This window comes from Streptomyces sp. CA-294286 (assembly GCF_050947155.1).
GTDB lineage: Bacteria > Actinomycetota > Actinomycetes > Streptomycetales > Streptomycetaceae > Streptomyces.
This window is the reverse complement of sequence record NZ_CP192005.1, coordinates 4,373,238-4,393,031: the sequence shown is the minus strand read 5'-3', so window position 1 is coordinate 4,393,031 and position 19,794 is coordinate 4,373,238. Positions and strand designations below refer to the sequence as shown.

General features: G+C 72.1%; 15 protein-coding genes and 3 tRNA genes. 7 read left to right on the top strand and 11 right to left on the bottom strand.

What is annotated here, in order from left to right; all coding sequences use genetic code 11:
* The first annotated feature begins 29 nt into the window (after window positions 1-29).
* Entirely contained in the window at window positions 30-1,613 is a 1,584-nt protein-coding gene (locus tag ACQPZG_RS24140; RefSeq protein ID WP_433547809.1) for a GAF domain-containing protein, read from the top strand.
* A gap of 63 nt (window positions 1,614-1,676) precedes the next feature.
* Here the strand turns inward: ACQPZG_RS24140 and ACQPZG_RS24135 are convergent, their stop codons facing one another.
* From ACQPZG_RS24135 to ACQPZG_RS24120, 4 genes are all read right to left on the bottom strand, one after another.
* The gene (locus tag ACQPZG_RS24135) at window positions 1,677-2,597 is read right to left on the bottom strand and encodes a YceI family protein (protein ID WP_433547808.1); all 921 of its coding nucleotides are present in this window, start codon (window positions 2,595-2,597) and stop codon (window positions 1,677-1,679) included.
* 175 nt (window positions 2,598-2,772) lie between these two features.
* Window positions 2,773-2,846 (bottom strand) — tRNA-Ile (locus ACQPZG_RS24130).
* A 237-nt stretch (window positions 2,847-3,083) separates the two neighbouring features.
* Window positions 3,084-3,156: transfer RNA gene (locus tag ACQPZG_RS24125), tRNA-Asn, on the bottom strand.
* A gap of 5 nt (window positions 3,157-3,161) precedes the next feature.
* Window positions 3,162-3,234, bottom strand: a tRNA-Asn gene (locus ACQPZG_RS24120).
* Window positions 3,235-3,441: 207 nt separating this feature from the next.
* On the opposite strand from ACQPZG_RS24120, the gene ACQPZG_RS24115 reads away from it, so the two are divergent.
* From ACQPZG_RS24115 to ACQPZG_RS24100, 4 genes are all read left to right on the top strand, one after another.
* The gene (locus ACQPZG_RS24115; protein ID WP_433547807.1) at window positions 3,442-3,750 is read left to right on the top strand and encodes a YtxH domain-containing protein; all 309 of its coding nucleotides are present in this window, start codon (window positions 3,442-3,444) and stop codon (window positions 3,748-3,750) included.
* 67 nt (window positions 3,751-3,817) lie between these two features.
* Window positions 3,818-5,257 carry an FGGY family carbohydrate kinase gene (locus ACQPZG_RS24110; RefSeq protein WP_433547806.1) on the top strand — a complete coding sequence of 480 codons (1,440 nt, stop codon included), beginning with the start codon at window positions 3,818-3,820 and terminating at the stop codon, window positions 5,255-5,257.
* Window positions 5,258-5,471: 214 nt separating this feature from the next.
* Entirely contained in the window at window positions 5,472-7,205 is a 1,734-nt protein-coding gene (locus ACQPZG_RS24105; RefSeq protein WP_433547805.1) for an ABC transporter ATP-binding protein, read from the top strand.
* The gene (locus ACQPZG_RS24100) at window positions 7,202-9,139 is read left to right on the top strand and encodes an ABC transporter ATP-binding protein (RefSeq protein WP_433547804.1); all 1,938 of its coding nucleotides are present in this window, start codon (window positions 7,202-7,204) and stop codon (window positions 9,137-9,139) included. Before ACQPZG_RS24105 ends, ACQPZG_RS24100 begins: the two co-directional genes overlap by 4 nt.
* 149 nt (window positions 9,140-9,288) lie before the next feature.
* Here ACQPZG_RS24100 and ACQPZG_RS24095 read toward each other — a convergent pair whose 3' ends face one another.
* The 3 genes from ACQPZG_RS24095 to ACQPZG_RS24085 all read right to left on the bottom strand — a co-directional run bounded on the left by ACQPZG_RS24095 (window position 9,289) and on the right by ACQPZG_RS24085 (window position 14,025).
* Window positions 9,289-10,506, bottom strand: a complete 1,218-nt coding sequence (locus ACQPZG_RS24095; protein ID WP_433547803.1) for an RNA polymerase sigma factor — start codon at window positions 10,504-10,506, stop codon at window positions 9,289-9,291.
* Window positions 10,507-10,751: 245 nt separating this feature from the next.
* Window positions 10,752-12,665 carry a DNA primase gene (gene dnaG / locus ACQPZG_RS24090; RefSeq protein WP_433547802.1) on the bottom strand — a complete coding sequence of 638 codons (1,914 nt, stop codon included), beginning with the start codon at window positions 12,663-12,665 and terminating at the stop codon, window positions 10,752-10,754.
* 76 nt (window positions 12,666-12,741) lie between these two features.
* A complete protein-coding gene (locus ACQPZG_RS24085) occupies window positions 12,742-14,025 on the bottom strand; it encodes an NAD(P)/FAD-dependent oxidoreductase (protein ID WP_433547801.1) in 1,284 nt (427 codons plus the stop codon).
* A gap of 446 nt (window positions 14,026-14,471) precedes the next feature.
* Between ACQPZG_RS24085 and ACQPZG_RS24080 the strand changes: the two genes are divergently transcribed.
* A complete protein-coding gene (locus tag ACQPZG_RS24080) occupies window positions 14,472-15,503 on the top strand; it encodes an ArsR/SmtB family transcription factor (RefSeq protein WP_433547800.1) in 1,032 nt (343 codons plus the stop codon).
* Window positions 15,504-15,754: 251 nt separating this feature from the next.
* Here ACQPZG_RS24080 and ACQPZG_RS24075 read toward each other — a convergent pair whose 3' ends face one another.
* From ACQPZG_RS24075 to ACQPZG_RS24060, 4 genes are all read right to left on the bottom strand, one after another.
* Window positions 15,755-17,032: a deoxyguanosinetriphosphate triphosphohydrolase gene (locus ACQPZG_RS24075; protein ID WP_433547799.1), complete on the bottom strand. Its 1,278-nt coding sequence runs from the start codon at window positions 17,030-17,032 to the stop codon at window positions 15,755-15,757.
* Between the two features lie 297 nt (window positions 17,033-17,329).
* Window positions 17,330-17,761 (bottom strand): GNAT family N-acetyltransferase, encoded by a 432-nt coding sequence (locus ACQPZG_RS24070; protein WP_433547798.1) that lies wholly within the window; start codon window positions 17,759-17,761, stop codon window positions 17,330-17,332.
* 172 nt (window positions 17,762-17,933) lie between these two features.
* Window positions 17,934-18,287 carry a PRC-barrel domain-containing protein gene (locus ACQPZG_RS24065; RefSeq protein ID WP_433547797.1) on the bottom strand — a complete coding sequence of 118 codons (354 nt, stop codon included), beginning with the start codon at window positions 18,285-18,287 and terminating at the stop codon, window positions 17,934-17,936.
* A gap of 262 nt (window positions 18,288-18,549) precedes the next feature.
* The gene (locus tag ACQPZG_RS24060; protein ID WP_185026243.1) at window positions 18,550-18,720 is read right to left on the bottom strand and encodes a hydrophobic protein; all 171 of its coding nucleotides are present in this window, start codon (window positions 18,718-18,720) and stop codon (window positions 18,550-18,552) included.
* Between the two features lie 172 nt (window positions 18,721-18,892).
* Between ACQPZG_RS24060 and ACQPZG_RS24055 the strand changes: the two genes are divergently transcribed.
* Window positions 18,893-19,573: a SanA/YdcF family protein gene (locus ACQPZG_RS24055; protein WP_433547796.1), complete on the top strand. Its 681-nt coding sequence runs from the start codon at window positions 18,893-18,895 to the stop codon at window positions 19,571-19,573.
* Window positions 19,574-19,794 lie beyond the last annotated feature (221 nt).

Below are 19,794 nucleotides of genomic sequence, written 5' to 3'. Positions count from 1 at the left end.
CGGTGCCGCCCCCGCACCGAAGGAGCACGATGCACGACGAGGGACGCACCGCTCCCGGACTGACCCGGCTCCTCGACGCGGTGCTGGGCGTCGGCATGGACCTGGAGCTGCGCGGCTCCCTCCAGCACATCGTCGACTCGGCGACCGAGGTGACGGGGGCACGCTACGGGGCGCTCGGCGTGCTGGACGCCGACCGCACCCGGATCGTCGAGCTCTGCACCGCGGGGCTGGACGACGAGGCCCGGGAGCGCATCGGCAGGCTGCCGGACGGTCACACCGGACTGCTCGGCGCACTGGTCCAGGAGCCGCGCCCGCTCCTCGTCGCGGACATCGGCGCCGACGTGCGCTCCACGGGCTTCCCGCCCGGCCACCCGCCGATGAAGTCCTTCGTCGGGGTGCCGGTACGGGTGGACGCGGCCGTCTTCGGCAACCTGTACGTGACGGACAAGCAGGACGGCTCGCCCTTCACCACCGACGACCTGGCACTGCTGCGGGTGCTCGCCGCGCAGGCGGGCATCGCGATCGGCAACGCCCGGCTGTACGAGTCCGCCGTCCAGCGGGAGCGCTGGATCGAGGGCGCCGCCGCCGTCACCACCGCGCTCCTGGACGGTACGGCGGGCTCCGACGCACTGATGACGGTCGCCGACAAGGCGAGGTTCCTGGCCGGGGCGGCGGCCGGGATCGTCCTCCAGCCCACCGCACGGGGCGGCATGGAGATCGTCGCCGCGGCCACCGGACCGGGCGACGACGCGGCCGACTTCCTCGGTACCGAGATCGCACCGGGCAGCGCGGTGCTCGACCAGCTTCTGGGCGGGGAGCCGGTGTTCGTCGAGGACTCCGCGTCCGACCCCCGGATGACGACCCACGTGCGCTCCCGCTTCGGCCCGAGCATGCTGCTGCCGTTGCAGAGCGGCGGCAGGCTTATCGGCACGCTCGCCCTCCCCCGGCGGCCCGGCGCCGCCCCGTACACCGCGGTGGAACGCCTCCTCGCGTCCCAGTTCGCCTCGCAGGCCGCCCTCGCCATGGTCATGGCGGACAGCCGGGACGCGCGCGAACGCCTCGCCGTCTTCGAGGACCGCGACCGCATCGCCCGTGACCTGCACGACCTCGTCGTACAGCGCCTCTTCGCGACGGAGATGATGCTCGAATCGACGCGCCGGCGGACCGTGGCGGCCGACATGGACGAACTGCTGGGACGGGCCGTCGACGAACTCGACTCCACCATCCAGGAGGTCCGCACCGCCATCTTCGCCCTCCAGCAGCCGCCCGCCGACGCCCCGACCACCGCGCGGGGCAAGGTGCTTCGCGAGACGGCGGGCGCCGCGGCACTGCTCGGCTTCGCGCCCTCCGTCCACTTCGAGGGCGCGGTGGACTCGCTGGTCGTGCCGCCGGTGGACAAACAGCTCGTCGCCGCCCTGCGCGGAGCCCTTGCGGCCGCGCACCGCCGGTCCTCCGTCACCTCGGTGGAGGTACGGATCGACGCGACGGCGACGCTGCCGGACGGACGGCAGGGCGTACGGATGACGGTGACGGACGACGGGGAACGGGAGGGCGGGGACGGCGACAGCGACGGGGCGCGGACGACGACCGTGACGTGGCAGTCGCCCTTGTGACCGCGGTTCCGACCCGCCCCGCACACCCGCCCCGAAGACCGACCGCCCCGAGGGGCGGCCGGGCTACTCCGGCGGGGTCGGGGTGCCCGGACCCTGGAACATCGTCTGGACGTCCAGCTCCAGCCTGACGGTCGGCCCCACGATCGCGATGCCGCGCGCGAGCATGTTCCGCCAGTTCAGCGTGTAGTCCTCGCGGTGCAGTTCGGCCGTGGCGCGCGCCGCGCACCTCAGTTCCTCGCCGTAACCGCCGTTGACCGCACCCAGGTAGGAGGTGTCGAGCGCCACGGAACGGCTCACTCCGTGCAGCGTCAGCGCGCCGTGCACGGTCCACGCGTTGCCGCCCTTGTAGACGAACCGGTCGCTCACGAAGTCGATGTACGGGTAGTTCTCGACGTCCAGGAAGTCCGCCGACCGCAGGTGCCCGTCCCGGGTCCTGTTGCCGGTCGTCAGGCTCGCCGCCTCGATGCGCACCCGCACCTCCGACGCCTCGGGGTCGGCGGCCACCCGTACCCCGCCCTCGAACTTCTGGAACCGGCCGTGCACGTTCGCCATGCCCACGTGCTTGGCGATGAACCGGATCGCGGTGTGCGGCGGGTCGATGGTCCACATGCCCGGCGTCGGCGGCTCCAGTTGCTGCGCCACCTCCATCTCGACGCGCCCCATGGACAGCGTCTCGCCCGGCTCGATGTAGAAGGACCAGCTGGCGGGCTTCATCGCCTCGGCGGTCATCAGCAGCCCGTACTCCCCGGCCGGCAGGGCCGCCGCGAACAGTCCGAAGAGGTCCGTGGTGCCCTTCGCGGCCACCCTCCCGTCGGACTTAGCCGTGATGGTGATCTCGGCCCCGCCGAGCTTCTGCCCGACCGGGTCCACCACCTCGCAGCCCACCGTCCCGGCGCCGCGCGGCACGGGCAGCACCAGCCCGCCGCCCCCGCCTGCGGCCGAACCGGCCTTCGCGCGGGCACGCCGGAGGAGGTCGAGGACCATGGGATACAACCTTTCGACGGAGAGGGCCGGACCCACGGAAGATCGAACGGCCTCTCGGGTGCGCGGACGATGCGCAGCATTCCACGGCGCGGAACGGTCACGCGTGCCGGGGGTACGGGGCTGCGCACCCGGCCTGTATCCGGCGGGCACGGGGCGAGGGGGTCGTGCTCCGAAGTGGGGCGGGTGGGACTCGAACCCACGGCCGACGGATTATGAGTCCGCTGCTCTAACCGGCTGAGCTACCGCCCCCACTCGGCGTGGCGCGTACAAATGTGCGCGCCGTCTGCCGCAGCATAGCCGGTCATACGATCTCCTGCCTCGGATGGTCGGCAACGCGTGACCATGAGGACTTCCCTGCTGCCCGGACGGTTCCCCCGCGTGCCGCACGCCACACGGACGAGGCCGGGACAGCTGCGGCGGGCCGCCCGGACGGCACGCGGACGCACAGAAAAGGAGGGCCCCCGAAGAGGCCCTCCTTCCCACCTGCTCCCCCGACTGGACTCGAACCAGTAACCCTCCGGTTAACAGCCGAATGCTCTGCCAATTGAGCTACAGGGGACCGCGCTCCCCCGACTGGACTCGAACCAGTAACCTGCCGGTTAACAGCCGGCTGCTCTGCCAATTGAGCTACAGGGGATTGCTGCGGTGCCTCGAATGCACCCCCACCCGGTCTCCCCGGGGGCGTGCGCTCGCTGCGAGACATACATTAGCGCAAGCAGGGGGGTGCTCCGCCAATCGGTATGCCCGGGATGATCTGCGGGCAGGACGGGTAGGCGGCCAGCACAGCACCGCGGTGCAGAGCAGGACCCAGCACGCACCGACCGACACCGTTGCAGGAAGAAGGGTGGCAGCCATGCGCTACCGGCTCACGTTCGTCGCCGGACTGGCCCTTGGATACGTGTTCGGCACCCGGGCCGGGCGCGAGCGCTACGAGCAGATCAGGAAGTCCGCACAGCGGTTCGCCCAGAACCCGGCCGTGCGCAACAGCGCGGAATCGGCCGCGCAGAGCGGCCGCGAGTTCGCGGGCAAGGCACTGCACACCGTCTCCGACAAGATGGGCGACCGCGTCCCGGAGTCCGTCGCCCAACGGGTGCGGGCCCTGCGGGAACGCGGGCAGAACGGCCAGGACGACTGGGGTACGAGCAACACCTGATCGTCGCGCCCCCAGGGGTGCACCGCTGCCGCATTCCGCTTCGGCGGGGTGCGGCAGAATCGTATCCATGGGCATAGTCGCGGGGTTGGACAGTTCGGCCGCTTTCACACATGTCGTCGTCTGTGACACGGACACGGGTGCGGTACTGCGCGAGGGTTACGCGCCGCATCCCGTCGAGGACAGGGCAACCGAGACGGATCCGCAGGCCTGGCTGCTGTCGCTGGGCGAGGCCGCGGCGGACGGCCTGCTGGACGACGTGCAGGCCATCGGGGTGTCCGCGCAGCAGCACGGACTGGTGCCGCTGGACGCGAGCGGATCGCCGGTGCGCCCGGCCCTGCTCGGCAACGACAAGCGGGCGCAGGTGGCGGCGGCCGGCCTGGTGGAGGCACTGGGCGGCAAGCAGGCGTGGGCACAGGCCGTCGGCACCGTGCCGTCCTCGCCGCAGCCGCTGGCCAAACTGGCGTGGATGGCGCGCCACGAACCGCACCATGCGGCGAAGATCGCGGCCGTCGTGCAGCCGCACGACTGGCTGGTGTGGCAGTTGCTGGGCCGCCCGGGGCGCTGGACCACCGACCGGGGCGCCGCCTCGGGCACCGGGTACTGGTCGGCGGCGACGGAGACGTACCGGCCGGACCTGGTGGAGATGGCACTCGGGCACCAGGTCGCACTGCCCGACGTGCTCGGCCCCTCGGACACGGCGGGCACGACGCCGGAGGGGCTGCTGATCTCGGCGGGCACCGGGGAGACCATGGCCGCGGCGTTCGGGCTGGGGGTCGGGGTCGGCGACGCGGTGGTGTCGCTGGGTGCTTCCGGGTCCGTGATGACGGTGCACCACGAGGCGCTGGCCGATTCCAGCGGGATGATCACGTCGTTCGCCGACGCGACGGGGATGCACCTGCCGGTGGTGCACACCTCGAACGCGGTCCGGGCCCTGCGGGGCACGGCCGAACTCCTGGGCCTGCAGGGTGGGCTGGAGGAGCTGTCGGAGCTGGCGACGAAGTCGACGCCCGGGGCTTCGGGGCTGGTGCTGCTGCCGTACCTGGAGGGCGAGCGGACGCCTTGGCTGCCGCACACGGCGGGTTCGCTGTTCGGACTGCGGCGCGAGTCGATGAAGCCGGAGCACCTGGCGCGGGCGGCCTTCGAGGGGATGCTGTGCTCGCTGGCGGACGCCATGGACGTACTGCGTTCGCGCGGAGTGCAGGTGCGGCGGGTGTTCCTGCTGGGGGCGGCGGCCGAGCTGCCCGCCGTGCAGGCGATGGCGCCGATGGTCTTCGGGACGCAGGTCGTGGTGCCGCAGCCGGCGCAGTACGCGGCGATCGGGGCGGCTCGCCAGGCGGCGTGGGCGCTGGGGGTGGCGCAGGGGACGCTGTCGCCGCAGGCGCCGCCGGCCTGGCAGGGGGCGGTGGCCCAGGTGCTGGAGCCGGGTGAGGAACTGGCGGCGGGCGGGGCGGTCCGGCAGCAGTACGCGGCGGCGCGGGAGTCGGCCCATCCGGGGGCGTTCGGGTAGGGGCGGGGGCCGTTGGTACGGGGGCGGGGGCAGGCCCGTACCGGGGCAGGCACGCAGGTACCTGGGGGCGGGCAGGCCGTTCCGCCCCTGGGTGCGACCCCGCCGCCCCAGGAGGTCGTTCGCGGTTTGGGGGAAATTTTGGGTGGGCGTGGGGGTGGTTGGCGGAGGATGGGGGCCTCACCCCCGTCCCCCGCCCTCCGACGAAAGACCGCGCGTGCTTCTCAAGCTGCTGCGGGCGCACCTGGGCCCGTACAAGAAACCGATAGCCCTGCTGCTGGTGCTGCAACTGTTGCAGACCAGCGCCGCCCTCTACCTGCCCACCCTCAACGCCGACATCATCGACAACGGTGTGGTGAAGGGGGACACGGGCTACATCCTGGAATTCGGCGCGTTCATGATCGCGGTGAGCGTCGTCCAGGTCGTCTGCAACATCGGAGCCGTGTTCTACGGGGCGAGGACCGCCGCCGCGCTCGGGCGTGACGTCCGGGCCGCCGTCTTCGCGCGGGTGCAGAGCTTCTCGGCGCGGGAGGTCGGGCAGTTCGGGGCGCCGTCGCTGATCACCCGTACGACCAACGACGTCCAGCAGGTCCAGATGCTGCTGCTGATGTGCTTCACGCTCGTGGTGTCCGCGCCGATCATGTGCGTCGGCGGCGTGGTGATGGCGCTCGGGCAGGACGTGCAGCTGTCCGGGGTGCTGCTGGCGGTGGTGCCGGTGCTGGGCATCAGCGTCGCCCTGATCGTGCGGCGGATGCGCCCGCTGTTCAGGACCATGCAGGAACGCCTCGACGCGGTGAACCGGGTGCTGCGCGAGCAGATCACCGGCAACCGGGTCATCCGCGCGTTCGTGAAGGACGCGTACGAGAGGGAACGGTTCCGCGGGGCCAACGCGGACCTGACGGACGTGTCCCTGGCCACCGGCCGGCTGATGGCGCTGATGTTCCCGATCGTGATGACCGTGGTGAACGTGTCGAGCGTCGCGGTGGTGTGGTTCGGTGCGCACCGGATCGACAGCGGAGGGATGGAGATCGGAGCGCTGACCGCGTTCCTCGCGTACCTGATGCAGATCGTGATGTCCGTGATGATGGCCACCTTCATGTTCATGATGGTGCCGCGCGCGGAGGTGTGCGCCGAGCGGATCGAGGAGGTGCTCGGGACGCAGTCGAGCGTGGTGCCTCCGTCCGCGCCGGTCACCGAACTGCGCCAGCACGGCCGACTGGAGCTGCGGGACGTGGAGTTCAGCTACCCGGGCGCCGAGGAGGCGGTACTGAAGGGCATCCGGATCGAGGCGCGGCCGGGCGAGACGACCGCGATCATCGGGTCCACGGGCAGCGGAAAATCGACGCTGCTGGGGCTCGTCCCCCGGCTGGTGGACGCGACCGGCGGACAGGTGCTGGTCGACGGGGTGGACGTACGGACACTGGATCCGGTACTGCTCGCGAAGACGGTGTCGCTGGTTCCGCAGAAGCCGTACCTGTTCTCGGGAACGGTCGCGAGCAACCTGCGGTACGGCAAACCGGACGCGACCGACGAGGAACTGTGGCGGGCGCTGGAGACGGCGCAGGCGAAGGACTTCGTGGAGCGGCTGGAGGGCGGCCTGGACGCCCCCGTCTCGCAGGGCGGCACCAACGTCTCCGGCGGGCAGCGGCAACGGCTGTCGATCGCGCGGACGCTGGTGCAGCGGCCGGAGATCTACCTCTTCGACGACTCGTTCTCGGCGCTCGACTACGCGACGGACGCGGCGCTGCGGGCGGCGCTCGCCCGGGAGACGGCGGAGGCGACCGTGCTGATCGTCGCCCAGCGGGTCTCCACGATCCGCGACGCCGACCGGATCGTGGTCCTCGACGAGGGCCGGGTGGTCGGCACCGGACGCCATCACGAGCTGATGGAGACCAACGGGACCTACCGGGAGATCGTGCTCTCCCAGCTGACGGAGGCCGAGGCGGCATGAGCGGGCCAGGTGGACGCATGGCAGGACCGCCGGTGGAGAAGTCCACGGACTTCAAGGGGTCGGCGAAACGACTGGTGCGCCGACTCGCGCCGGAGAAGGCCACGTTGTGGGTGCTGTTCGTGGCGATCGTCGGCAGCGTCGGCCTGTCGGTGACGGGCCCGAAGATCCTCGGCTCGGCGACGGACCTGCTCTTCGGCGGAATGGTCGGCCGGCAGATGGAGCCCGGCGCGACCAAGGCGGAGGTCATCGAGAGGCTGCGCGCGGACGGTGACGGCGGGCTCGCGGACATGCTGTCCGGGGTCGACTTCACCCCCGGCACCGGCATCGACTTCACCGCGATCGGCAACGTACTGCTGCTGGTGCTCGGCGTGTACGTCGGGGCCGGGCTGCTGATGCTGGTCTCCACGCGGCTGGTGAACCGGGTGGTCAACCGGACCGTGTACCGGATGCGCCGCGACGTGCAGGCGAAGCTGTCGCGGCTGCCGCTGGCGTACTTCGACCGGGCCAAGCGCGGCGAGGTGCTCTCCCGCACCACCAACGACATCGACAACATCGGCCAGACCCTCAGCCAGACCATGGGCCAGCTCATCAACTCGGTGCTGACGGTCGTGGGCGTCCTGGTCGTCATGTTCTGGATCTCGCCCCTGCTGGCGATGGTCGCGCTGCTCACGGTGCCGTTGTCGGTGGTCGTGGCGACGAAGGTCGGCAAGCGGTCGCAGCCGCAGTTCGTGGCGCAGTGGAAGTCGACGGGCGCGCTCAACGCGCACATCGAGGAGATGTACACCGGGCACGCGCTGGTGAAGGTCTTCGGACGGCAGGACGAGTCGGCCGAGGCGTTCCGGGAGCAGAACGACAAGCTCTACGAGGCGGGGTTCCGGGCCCAGTTCAACAGCGGGATCATGCAGCCGCTGATGATGTTCGTGTCGAACCTGAACTACGTGCTGGTGGCGGTGGTGGGCGGACTGCGGGTCGCGTCGGGCGCACTGTCCATCGGTGACGTGCAGGCCTTCATCCAGTACTCGCGGCAGTTCTCGATGCCGTTGACGCAGATCGCCTCGATGGCCAATTTGGTGCAGTCGGCGGTGGCTTCGGCCGAGCGCGTCTTCGAGCTGCTGGACGCCCCGGAGCAGGAGCCGGACGCGGTCGGCGCGCCGGGGCTGCCGGTGACGGGGCCGGACGAGCTGCGCGGGGCGGTGGAGCTGGAGCACGTGTCCTTCCGCTACGAGGCGGACAAGCCGCTGATCGAGGACCTGTCGCTGCGGGTCGCCCCCGGGCAGACGGTGGCGATCGTCGGACCGACGGGGGCGGGCAAGACGACCCTGGTCAACCTGCTCATGCGGTTCTACGAGGTGACCGGCGGACGCATCACCGTGGACGGCGCCGACATCGCGAAGATGTCGCGGGAGGAGCTCAGGTCCGGGATCGGGATGGTGCTCCAGGACACGTGGCTGTTCGGCGGGACGATCGCGGAGAACATCGCGTACGGGGCGGGCGGGCCGGTCACCCGGGAACAGGTCGAGGAGGCCGCACGGGCGGCCCATGCGGACCGTTTCGTACGGACCCTGCCGGACGGGTACGACACGGTGATCGACGAGGAGGGGGCGGGGGTCAGCGCGGGCGAGAAGCAGCTGATCACGATCGCCCGCGCGTTCCTGTCGGACCCGATGATCCTGGTGCTGGACGAGGCGACGAGTTCGGTGGACACCCGCACCGAGGTGCTCATCCAGAAGGCGATGGCGCGGCTGGCGCACGGCCGGACGAGCTTCGTGATCGCGCACCGGCTTTCGACGATCCGGGACGCGGATGTGATCTTGGTGATGGAGGACGGGGCGATCGTGGAACAGGGCACGCACGAGGAGCTGTCGGGGGCGGCGGGGGCTTATGCGGCGCTCTACGCGGCGCAGTTCGCGGAGGCGGTGGTGGAGGTGGAGTAGGGGGCGCGCGGAGGGCGGGACAGGCGGGACAGGCGGGGCAGAGGTGCGGTGACGGGGGTGGGGGTGGGGGTGGGGGTGCGCCGTCCGGTGGGGAGCGGGGGCGGCCCCACCGCCCAAGGAGGATACGAGGGGGTGGGGCGGGGCTGGGGTCAGTCCAGGTAGCCGCGGAGTTGGTCGGCGAAGGCGTGGTCGCGGAGCTTGTTGAGCGTCTTGGACTCGATCTGGCGGATGCGTTCGCGCGTCACGCCGAAGATGCGGCCTATCTCCTCCAGCGTGCGCGGGCGCCCGTCCACGAGTCCGTAGCGGAGCTGGACCACCTTGCGTTCGCGTTCGCCGAGCGTGGAGAGGACCACTTCCAGGTGCTCGCGCAGCAGCAGGAAGGCGGCGGATTCCACGGGGGACGCCGCATCGCCGTCCTCGATGAGGTCGCCGAGCGCCACGTCGTCCTCCTCGCCGACGGGAGCGTGCAGCGAGACCGGCTCCTGGGCGAGCCGCAGCACTTCCCCCACCCGTTCCGGGGTGAGGTCGAGCTGCGCGGCGACCTCGGCCGCGCTCGGCTCGTACCCCCGCTCCTGGAGCAGGCGGCGCTGGACCCGGACGACCCGGTTGATGAGCTCCACGACGTGGACCGGGACCCGGATCGTGCGGGCCTGGTCGGCGAGGGCGCGGGACATGGCCTGGCGGATCCACCAGGTGGCGTACGTGGAGAACTTGAAACCGCGGGCGTAGTCGAACTTCTCGACGGCGCGGATCAGGCCGAGGTTGCCCTCCTGGACGAGGTCGAGCATGGTCAGGCCGCGACCGATGTACCGTTTCGCCACGGAGACGACGAGGCGCAGGTTGGCCTCGATCAGCCGGCGTTTGGCCATCCGCCCCCGTACGACCAAGGTGTCGAGGTCCAGGGCGAGTTGGGAGTCGAGGTCGTGGGCGCCCGCCAGTTTCTCCTCGGCGAAGAGGCCGGCTTCCACGCTGCGGGCGAGTTCGACCTCCTCGGCGGCGGTGAGGAGGGGGATGCGGCCTATCTCGCGCAGGTACTGACGGAAGAGGTCGGAGGACGGACCGGCGGAGTCCGCGGCCCTGGCCGGGCGCTCGGGCTGGTCGGGGCGCTCGGTCCGGTCCGCGGACTCCGGCGCCTGCTCCGGGTCGAGGAGTGCGCCGTCCCGTGCGGCCGGCGCGTCCTCGGCGGCGACGGCCTGTTCGACGACCGACGCGGTATCCGGGTGGTGCTCGGCGCGGCTCTGCACGGGTACGGCCGCAACCAGATCGGCCAGGGTCTGGGTCTGCACGGGGGCGACCTCCAGGGTGAACGCTGCCGGTTCGGGGCCGGACGGGCCCACAGGCACCGCAACCAGTGTGGGGTGCGACACACGGCCGCCGCGAGGGGCGTGCGGGGACTTTCTGAGTCCGGTCCGTAACCGGACGGTTACCCGGAAGAACCCCCGGCATATGCGGCGAACGGGACGCGGGGGCGAGCCGTCCCGCCGCCCCCGGCCGGACCCCGCGTGACCGAACGGAGCCCGGTCGGCCCGAGCCGCCTCGGCCCGCGTCCCGGGCGTCCCGCGCAGCCCGTACCGTCCCGGGCCCCGACCCGCTCCCACGCCCGCCCGACGGGCTAGAGCGCCGCCACCCCGTGGTTGCGCAGGGACTGGGCGTACTGCTGGAGGACCCACAGCTCGTTCTGCACGGCGGCGAGGTGCTGCGGATCGCCGTGGCTGCCGACGCGGGCGAGGGAGCCCTGCACTTCGAGGATGCGGCGGTCGACGGCGCGCAGCCGGACCTGGACGAGCTGGACGCCCGCGTAGATCTCGTCGACCGACTTGGCGTGGATCGCTTCGACGGCGAGTTCCGTGACCATGGCTCTGACCTGGTCGTTGAGGGCGGTCTCGCGCACCCGGGCGAGGTAGTCGGCGGGGTTGTGGGCGCCCAGTTCGGCGCCGCCCGCCTCCTCGATGGTCTGCCGTACGGCCGCGTACGGGGGTGCGGTGAACTCGTCGGCGCCGTACGCGTCGAAGGCGGGCGAGACCAGGTCGGGGCGCTGGAGCGCGAGCTTGAGCAGTTCGCGCTCGGTGCGGTGGACGGGGCTGCGCAGGTTGAGCGCGGGGCCCGCCGGGGCCGGGGCGACGGGCCCGGCGTCGTACCCCTGCTGCCGGGACTGCGGCGCGGAGGGCGCGGGGCCGCGTCCGCCGCGGTCCTTGGCCCAGCGCGCGAGCTGTCCGATCCGCTTGACGACGAACTGGGTGTCGAGGATGCCGAGCATGCCCGCGAGCTGGACGGCGACCTCGTGCTGGGAGGCGCTGTTCTTGATCCGGGCCACGACCGGGCCGGCCTCGTCGAGGGCGGCGGCCCGGCCGCCCGGGGTCTCCAGGTCGTACCGGGAGATGATCTGCCGCAGCGCGAACTCGAAGAGCGGGGTACGGGGCTGCGTCAGGTCGACGACCGCCTGGTCGCCCTTGATGAGGCGCAGGTCGCACGGGTCCATGTTGTCGGGGGCGATGGCGATGTACGTCTCGGCGGCGAACTTCTGGTCGTCCTCGAAGGCGCGCAGGGCGGCCTTCTGGCCCGCCGCGTCCCCGTCGAAGGTGAAGATCACGCGGGCCGCGCCGTTGTCCATCAGCAGGCGGCGGAGGATCTTGATGTGGTCGCCGCCGAAGGCGGTGCCGCAGGTCGCGACGGCGGTGGTGACACCGGCCAGGTGGCAGGCCATGACGTCGGTGTAGCCCTCGACGACGACCGCGCGGCTGGTCTTGGCGATCTCCTTCTTGGCCAGGTCGATGCCGTACAGGACCTGGGACTTCTTGTAGATGGGGGTCTCGGGGGTGTTGAGGTACTTGGGCCCGTTGTCGGTGCCGTCCTCGCGGAGCTTGCGCGCGCCGAAGCCGACGACCTCGCCGCCGATGTCGCGGATCGGCCACATCAGGCGGCCCCGGAAGCGGTCGATGGGGCCGCGGCGGCCGTCCTGGGAGAGGCCGGAGGTGATGAGTTCCCTGTCGCTGAAGCCCTTGCCGCGCAGGAAGCGGGTGAGGTGGTCCCAGCCGGCCGGACTGTAGCCGACGCCGAAGTGGGCGGCTGCGGCCTGGTCGAAGCCGCGTTCGGCGAGGAAGGTGCGGCCGATCTCCGCCTCGGCGCTCTCCAGCTGCTGGACGTAGAACTCGGCGGCGGCCTTGTGCGCCTCCACCAGGCGGGTGCGCTCGCCGCGCTGCGTGGAGGGGTTGTAGCCGCCCTCCTCGTACCGCAGGGTGATGCCCGCCTGCGCGGCGAGACGCTCGACCGTCTCCGCGAAGGTGAGGTGGTCGATCTTCATCACGAAGGCGATCGTGTCGCCGCCCTCCTGGCAGCCGAAGCAGTGGAAGAGACCCTTGCTCGGACTGACCTGGAAGGACGGCGACTTCTCGTCGTGGAAGGGGCAGAGGCCCTTGAGGTTGCCGCCGCCCGCGTTGCGGAGCTGAAGGTATTCGGACACGACGGCGTCGATCGGGAGCGCCTCCCGGACCGCCTTCACGTCGTCGTCGTTGATCCTGCCTGCCACGCGTGAAGTGTACGGGGAGGGTCGGACACTCCTTCCCCCAGCTCCGTCCGCGGGCTCCGCCCGTCGCTCCCGCCCGTCAGCCGGGGACGGTCAGCCGCTCCAGCGGCACGGAGGGGTCGGCGAGGTCGTGCTGGTCCACCGGGTTTCCGCTGCGGACGAGCTGCTTGACGTGGTCGGTGACGTCCCACACGTTGACGTTCATCCCGGCGAGCACCCGGCCGTCCTTCAGCCAGAACGCGATGAACTGCCGCTTTCCCGCGTCGCCGCGCACCACCACCTGGTCGTACGTCCCCGGCGGCGCCCACCCCACGTACTCCAGCCCCAGGTCGTACTGGTCGGAGAAGAAGTACGGGATGCGGTCGTACGGCGCTCCGCGGCCGAGCATGGACTTCGCGGCGGCAGGCCCGCCGTTCAGCGCGTTCGCCCAGTGCTCGACGCGCAGCCGGTGGCCGTCCAGCGGGGAGCCCGGCAGGTGCAGGGGCACGGCGGCCACGTCGCCGGCGGCGTAGATGTCGGGGTCGGAGGTGCGGAGCCGGCCGTCGACGGCGATGCCGCCGCCGTGTTCCCGGTCGACCAGGGCAAGACCGGCGGCCTCGGCGAGGGCGGTGCGCGGGGCTGCGCCGATGGCGGCGAGGACGTCGTGGGCGGGGTGTTCCTCCCCGTCGTCGGTGCGGACGGCCAGGACCAGGCCGTCCTGGCCGACGATCTCGGTGAGGCGGGCCCCGAAGTGGAAGCGGACGCCGTGCTCGGCGTGCAGGTCGGTGAAGAGCTGGCCGAGCTCGGGGCCCAGCACGGAGTGCAGCGGGGTGGGCTCGGCCTCCACGACGGTGACCTCCGCCCCGTAGCCGCGCGCCGCGGCGGCGATCTCCAGGCCGATCCAGCCGGCCCCGGCGATCACCAGGTGGCCGTTGTCCCGGCCGAGGGTGGCGAGGACGCCGCGCAGCCGCTCGGCGTGCGAGAGGCGGCGCAGGTGGTGGACGCCGGCGAGACCCGTGCCGGGGATGTCGAGCCGGCGCGGTTCGGAACCGGTGGCCAGGAGGAGTTTGTCGTAGCCGATGCGGGTGTTGTCGCCGAGCGTGACGGTTTTCGCGTCCCGGTCGAGGCGCAGGACGGGCTGGCCGAGGTGCAGTTCGACGTCGTGGGCGGCGTACCAGCCGGGTTCCTGGACGAGGACGCTGTCGCGGTCGTCGTCGCCGGTGACGAATTTCTTCGACAGCGGCGGCCGCTCGTAGGGGTGGTCGCGTTCGTCGCCGATGAGGATCACCCGGCCGGTGAACCCCTCGTGACGGAGGGTTTCGGCCGCTTTCGCCCCGGCCAGTCCTCCGCCGACGATGAGATACGTCTGATCTGCGTCGACCACTTCGTTGCCTCCACCGCTGTGCCCTGTGTGCCTCGAACCGTACGCGGGCCGCTGTCGCGCGGGCCGCACGCCGCTTCGGTGCGCTGTCGCCGGACGGCGTCCGCGCGTGTTCGCGCGCACACCGCCCCCAGCGAGCGTCCCGCACGGAGCGTGAAGGGGGAAGAGGGGGGTGGGGTGAAGGATGACGACGGCGAGGTACGGGGCGCGAGTGCTCGGAGGTGCTCGCCGGCCGCCGCGGGCTCCTCTCCGGGGCCGGGGGCGGCAGCCGCGGACGTCTCCCCCGCGGGCCCTCCGCGGCCACCGCACCCCCAGGGTCGGCGCGATGTGTACGGTCGGCGGGGCTTTCGTGCACAACGCAAAGGGAACGTCTCATTCCGGCGGCGGGTCACTACGCTCGTGGATGCTCCCGTGCACGTGCTGCGGAAGACGAAGGGCCAGGTGCACCCGTGCTGCGCATCCACTTCACCGCGGAGGACCTGAACCGGCTGCGGGTCGCCGCCCTGCCGGACCCGCTCTGGGACCTCGTGCACGCCCTGCACCTCCTGCAGAACAGGCAGGCCGCGCTCGTCTTCGATCCCTGGCGCCGGGAGGTGCGGGAGGCGCTCGCCCGCGAGGGGCTGACGGCCACCACTGCCGCCCTGGCCCGGCTCTGCCCGTGGGCCGCGTACTTCCCGGACTTCCTGACGCCGGGGCAGGGGATCGCCGACCTGGAGACCGGCATCGACCAGGTGCTGTCGACGCCGCGCCGACGGCTGAGCGACGAGCTGGGGCGGGTCTTCGCGGGCGAGGACGACCCCGGCGAGCCGGTGCCGGAGATGGCGCGGCGGCTCGCGGAGGGGGACGTGGAGGCGCTCGTCCGGCTCGGGGAGGCGCTGCGGCGGTTCTACGCGGTCGCGGTCGCCCCGTACCTGGGGGACGTACGGGCGGCCGTGGCGGCGGACCGGCCGCTGCGGGCGGAGGCGGCGCTGGAGGACGGCGCGGACGGCCTGCTGGCCAGCTACCAGCCGGAACTGACCTGGCGGGAGGGCGGACGGGTACTGGAGGCCGAGTATCCCGTGACCAGGGAACTCGCCCTCGAAGGACGGGCGTTGACGATGATCCCGTCGTTCTTCTGCGTGCGGCAACCGGTGGCGCTGGCCGACCCCGCGCTTCCTCCCGTACTGGTGCATCCGCTGACGCCGGAACCGGGGTGGCTGCTGCGGTCGCGGGCCGTCCGGGACGGGTCCGCACCAGCGGGCGGGCTGCCGGTGGCCCAGCTGATCGGGCACACCAGGGCAGCGGTCCTGGACGCACTGGGACGGCCCATGACGACCACACAGCTCGGGTCGGCGCTCCGGCTCACCCTGTCGACGGCCAGCAGGCACGCGACGGTGTTGCGGGAGGCGGGGCTGGTGAGGTCGGAGCGGAGGGGGTCGTCGGTGGTGCACCGGAGGACGCCTCTGGGTCAGGCGCTGCTGGAGGGCGGCTCGGGGAGGTAGGACGTCCCTGCGGGGCCACGGGCGGACGGGACCGTGGGGTTCGGGAGTCCCCCCGCTTCGATGGGTACCCGCTCCCCCGCGGCTCGCGTCCCCCGGCCCCCGCCCGGGGCGCTCCGCCCCCGCCGGTGCCGCGACGCGGTACCGGAGTTCCCCGCTCCCGAGGGTTCCCGCTTTCCCGCGGCTCGCCTCCCCCGGCCCCCGCCCGGGGCGCTCCACCCCCGCCGGTGCCGCGACGCGGTACCGGTGGCCGCCTACCGCCGCGTCAGTCGCCCGTGCAGGGAGCGGGCCGATGCGTCCGTCAGGGCGGCGATCTGGTCGACCAGGACCCGCTTGCGGGCCCGGTCGTCCTCCGCCGTGTCGTACAGGGCGCGGAACTGAGGGTCCAGCCCGTCGGTCGGGCGGGCCGTCAATGCCTCCGCCAGCTCCGCGATGACGATGCGCTGGTCGGCGCGCAGGCGTTCCTGTTCCTCGCGCTGCATGACGTACCGGTCGGCGACCGCCTTCAGCACGGCGCACTCGTTGCGCGTCTCGCGCGGGACGACCAGTTCGGCGGCGTACCGGGTGAGCCGGCCGTCCCCGTGGGCGGCCCGGGTCGCGCTCTCCGCCGCGAGGCAGAAGCGGCCGATGAGCTGGCTCGTCGCGTCCTTCAGGCGGGCCTGGGCGAGCGCCGAGCCGTCGTAGCCGTGCGGCCACCACTCCTGGTCCATCAGCCGGTCCAGTGCCTCTGCCAGTTCGGCGGGGTCGGTGTCCTCGGGGACGTAGCGGCCCCTGGCCACCCGGTAGATCTCGCGGCGCTCCGGTTCGGCCAGCAGGAGGTTGGGGTCCAGGTGCCCGGCGTGCAGGCCGTCCTCGAAGTCGTGGACCGAGTACGCGACGTCGTCGGACCAGTCCATGACCTGCGCCTCGAAGCACTTGCGGAACTCGGGGGTTCCCTCGCGGACCCACAGGAAGACGGGGAGGTCGTCCTCGTACACGCCGAACTTCACGGAGTCCGGGTCGGCGGGATGACCGCCGCGCGTCCACGGGTACTTGGTCGCGGCGTCCAGGGCGGCCCGGGTGAGGTTGAGGCCGACGCTGAGGAGTTCGCCGCTCCGCGGGTCGTGCACGAAGCGCTTGGGTTCGAGGCGGGTGAGGAGGCGCAGCGACTGCGCGTTGCCCTCGAAGCCGCCGCAGTCCTTGGCGAAGTCGTTCAGGGCCAGTTCGCCGTTGTGGCCGAAGGGCGGGTGGCCCATGTCGTGCGAGAGACAGGCCGCTTCCACGAGGTCCGGGTCGCAGCCGAGGGCGGCGCCCAGCTCCCGGCCGACCTGGGCGCACTCCAGCGAGTGCGTGAGCCGGGTGCGGGGGCTGGAGTCCCAGACCTGGCTCCGGGAGCCGGGGGTCACGACCTGCGTCTTCCCTGCGAGGCGGCGCAGTGCGGCGGAGTGCAGCACGCGGGCGCGGTCGCGCTGGAACGCGGTCCTGCCGGGCCGTTTGTCGGGCTCGGCGTCCCAGCGCTGTGTCGCGGCCGAGTCGTATGCGGTGCTTTCCATAGGGACGACCGTAACCGCAGGCGCCGACAGTCATGCGTGCTTCGATGCGCAGGTCAGGAAGCGGTACGGGAAGCGGTGCCGCGGCGCCGGTTGCTTCGGCGGTCGCATCGGGGTCGCGTCGGCGGTTGCGTCGGCGGTCTCAGGCGGGCGGGGCGACCGCTGTGCCTCGCGGGTCCTGCGTGGCGCCCCGTGCGCGGTTCGCGGTGTGGCCGACGACCCCGTCGGCATGCGGCCGATCCTCCGTGCCGGGAGCGGCGCGCGGATGGCGCGCGGGTGCCGTGGTGGCCGCCGGGAGCGCTAGGTGAGCCTCTTGAAGAAGTACACGTCCTCGTTCCCGCCGGGGATCCCGGGCATGCGCCCCGTCTCCGCGTACCCCAATGCCCGGTAGAAGTCCGGTGCTTGGAAGGTGAAGGAGGAGACGGCCGCCCGGTCGCAGCCGCGCCGCAGCGCTTCCTCCTCGGCGGCCCGCATCAGTGTGCGCCCCCAGCCGGCGTGCCGGGCGTCCTCCCGTACCCAGAGCATGTTGACGGAGCAGAGACCTCCCCAGGTGACGCCGGTGAGCCCGCCGATCAGTTCGCCCCGGTCGTCGGTGACGCGGACGGACAGCTCCTGTTCGTCGTACGCGCCGGTCGCCCGGTTGTTGAAGTCGGTGAGTTCCTTGTCGAGACGGTTCTGGAGGTCCTCGTCCTGGGCACCGATCCGCACGGTCGCCCTGTCGTCGGTCGTCATGCGGCGAGTATGCGGTGCGTTCCGGTCCGGCCGCCGGGGTTTTTGGCCCGCCCGCACACCGGACCACGGCCCCACCCCCACTCCGCACACCAGGCCACGGCTCCACGCCCACTCCGCACACCGGAACGGCCGGGGACGAGGTCCCCGGCCGTTCGTGCGCTGCGCGGTCCGCTCAGACGCGCCGGTGCTTGCCGTAGTAGCCACCGACCTGATCGTGGTAGCCCGGGTCGCCGACGTGCTTGTCCTTGTCGAACTCGGGCGCGTCCTTGATCTGGTCCTTGGTGAGGTCCACGTAGATCTTCTTCTCGGCAGCGTCGACCCGCTTGACGGTGCCCGCGGGCAGCAGCACGTGCTTGCCGAAGATCCAGACGCCGGTGTCGACGACGAGGTAGGCGGAGCCGACCTCGTCGGAGTGCTTGTCGACCTTGCCGATGCTGCCGTCCGTCGCCTCGACCTTGTAGTCGGTGAGGGTGGTGCCCGGCTGGTGGCCGGACGTCGGCTGGTAGCCCCAGATGTTCTCGCTCATGAACAGCTCCTTCATCGTCGGCAGTTGTACCGGTCGAACCAGGGAAAATGATCCGCCGTAATGTGCAACCTGCGGAATTCCCCGCACCGGCCGAGTGCCCGGAGTTCCGGCTTCTACACGGGGTCCCACGATTCGGCCGGAATCCACCGGGGCGCGGGCCGCAGGAAACGGGGCACGGCGGAAATGCGGGCGGCCCGAGCGGAAATACGCTCGGGCCGCCCGCAAGGGACCGATGTCCTACGACTCCTCTGTCACACCCGCTCTACCAGCGGTACCAGCGGCCACGTCGGCCACCCGGGCCGTTGGAACGCGCGACGAATCCGAGAAGCCACAGCACCAGGAGCGCGAGCGCCACCCACATGAGGGCCTTTACTGCGAATCCGGCACCGAAAAGGATCAGGATCAGGATCAGGACGAGAATCAGGGGAACCATCGTTATCAACCTCCGCCACTCGTGTGCCCTCCGATAAGCGCACCATGCGCTGCGCAATAGCACAAGTTCTCGGAAGTCCCCAGGGGAACGACGGAACTGCCGGGACCTGTCACGCGTCGGAAGAACACGGAGGCACGGCCGCCGGGGCGGTGCGGGGCAGCGGGGAAACAGCATGCGGGTCTTCGGACGGGGCGCGGGAGAGCGGCCCCGGAAACGGCACGTCGCACAGGCGGTGATGGCCGGATGCGTACTGGCGCTGCTGCCGTCCACGTGGACGTACGCGACCGCCGACGGGCGCGTCGGCGCGGTGGCACAGGCGCCCGCGCGGGACGTGGCGATCGTCTTCGGGGCGGGCCTGTGGCACGGCGAGCCCACCCCGTACCTGGCGCGGCGGCTGGACGCGGCGGCCGAGCTGTACCGGGCGGGGAAGGTGCGCGTGGTGCTGGTGACCGGGGACAACGGGCGCGCGGAGTACGACGAGCCCGATGCGATGCGCGCCTATCTGGTGCGGCACGGGGTGCCGGACGGGCACGTCGTGAGCGATTTTGCCGGGTTCGACACCTGGGACTCGTGCGTGCGCGCCAAGAAGATCTTCGGGGTGGACCGGGCCGTGCTGGTCAGCCAGGGCTTCCACATCCGGCGGGCCGTCGCCCTCTGCGACGCGGCGGGCGTCGAGGGTTTCGGGGTCGGCGTGGCCGACGTGCACGACGCGACCTGGTACTACGGCGGCGCGCGGGAGATGTTCGCGGCGGGCAAGGCCGCACTGGACGCCGTGTTCAAGCCCGACCCGCACTTCCTCGGCGAGCGGGAGAAGGGGGTGGCCGAGGCGTTGGCGGGGAGCGCGGGACGCTGACCCACCGGCCGCCGCCCCGGTCGGCACCCGCGCGCCGAGGGGGCGGGGGCGGCGAGGGCGACGCGGACCGGGGACGGAGAGACCGGCGCCCGCGCGCCGCGGGGCGGGGACGGGGAGGGCGGCGCGGCGGGAGACGGGTGGGGCGGCGAAGGGGAGGGCGGCGCGGCGGGGGCGTGCGGACCCGCCGCGGGACGGGCGGCGCGGCGGGCACCGGGAAGTGG

Coding starts and splice junctions, on each gene's coding strand:
- ACQPZG_RS24140 (WP_433547809.1), top strand. CDS start 30: ATGCACGACGAGGGACGCACCGCTCCCGGACTGACCCGGCTCCTCGAC.
- ACQPZG_RS24135 (WP_433547808.1), bottom strand. CDS start 2,597: ATGGTCCTCGACCTCCTCCGGCGTGCCCGCGCGAAGGCCGGTTCGGCC.
- ACQPZG_RS24110 (WP_433547806.1), top strand. CDS start 3,818: ATGGGCATAGTCGCGGGGTTGGACAGTTCGGCCGCTTTCACACATGTC.
- ACQPZG_RS24100 (WP_433547804.1), top strand. CDS start 7,202: ATGAGCGGGCCAGGTGGACGCATGGCAGGACCGCCGGTGGAGAAGTCC.
- ACQPZG_RS24075 (WP_433547799.1), bottom strand. CDS start 17,032: ATGGAAAGCACCGCATACGACTCGGCCGCGACACAGCGCTGGGACGCC.
- ACQPZG_RS24070 (WP_433547798.1), bottom strand. CDS start 17,761: ATGACGACCGACGACAGGGCGACCGTGCGGATCGGTGCCCAGGACGAG.
- ACQPZG_RS24065 (WP_433547797.1), bottom strand. CDS start 18,287: ATGAGCGAGAACATCTGGGGCTACCAGCCGACGTCCGGCCACCAGCCG.
- ACQPZG_RS24060 (WP_185026243.1), bottom strand. CDS start 18,720: ATGGTTCCCCTGATTCTCGTCCTGATCCTGATCCTGATCCTTTTCGGT.
- ACQPZG_RS24055 (WP_433547796.1), top strand. CDS start 18,893: ATGCGGGTCTTCGGACGGGGCGCGGGAGAGCGGCCCCGGAAACGGCAC.